The organism is Mesorhizobium sp. M7A.F.Ca.US.005.03.2.1 (assembly GCF_003997795.1).
Classification (GTDB): Bacteria; Pseudomonadota; Alphaproteobacteria; order Rhizobiales; family Rhizobiaceae; genus Mesorhizobium; species Mesorhizobium ciceri.
This window is the reverse complement of sequence record NZ_RZRP01001389.1, coordinates 1-895: the sequence shown is the minus strand read 5'-3', so window position 1 is coordinate 895 and position 895 is coordinate 1. Positions and strand designations below refer to the sequence as shown.

The window sequence follows — 895 nt, the reverse complement described above, 5'->3', positions numbered from 1 at the left end:
TGGTCGGGGAGGCCGGGCTGGAGGACCAGATGCGCCGCAATGGCTGTCTTTACCTCTATCGCCGCTTGAGCGATTTTGCCGCTGGCGCCGGCGGCCGGGCAATGCGCGCTGCGTTTGGCATCCACCAAGAGGTCCTGACTCCCGAAGAGGTGGCGGCGCTTGAGCCGGGCCTGCCGGCGACAGCAGCGCATGGCGTGTATTTTCCCGACTCGATCAATGTCACCGATCCGGCAATGGTGATGCGGCGGTTGCTGGGCGCGGTGAGTGCCCGTGGTGCATCGGTGAAGCAGGCAGAGATCACCGGGCTGCAGGTCGAGGCTGACGGTGTGCAGCTCAGCGGACCCGGCGTTCGCATCAAGGCTGGCACGGTGGTGATCGCCGCCGGTGCACGGTCGCGCGCACTGGCCGCGCAGGCCAGCGACAGGATTCCGCTCGAGACCGAGCGCGGCTATCATCTGGAATTCCAGACCGACGCGCCGCTGCTCAACCGACCTGTCTGTCCCGTCGATCTTGGTTTCTACCTGACGCCGATGGCTGGCCGCTTGCGGGTCGCCGGCACCGTCGAACTCGGCGGCCTGGTCGCGCCGCCAAATCCGCGCCGGCTGGCGCTGCTTGACCGTGGCGCCAGGCAAATTTTTCCCAGGCTCGGCTCGCCTGCCTCGCAATGGCTCGGCTTCCGGCCGTCCCTGCCGGATTCCAGGCCGGTCATCGGCGCTTCGCGCGGCAGCTCCCGCGTAATTCATGCTTTCGGGCACGGCCATCTCGGCCTGACGCTGGCTCCGATCACCGCGCGGCTGGTCGCCAACTTGATCGGCGGACGCGGCGATCCGGCTCGGCTCGCACCTTTCGCGGCGGGCCGTTTTGGCCGTTGATCGATGGATGCCCTCGATCTTAG

At 67.6% G+C, this 895-nt stretch carries 1 protein-coding gene; it reads left to right on the top strand.

Features of this window, described 5'->3' with window-relative positions; translation table 11 throughout:
• A partial coding sequence (locus EN991_RS37985; protein ID WP_164769745.1) for an FAD-dependent oxidoreductase occupies nt 1-872 on the top strand: 872 nt, incomplete at its 5' end.
• Nucleotides 873-895: the final 23 nt, after the last annotated feature.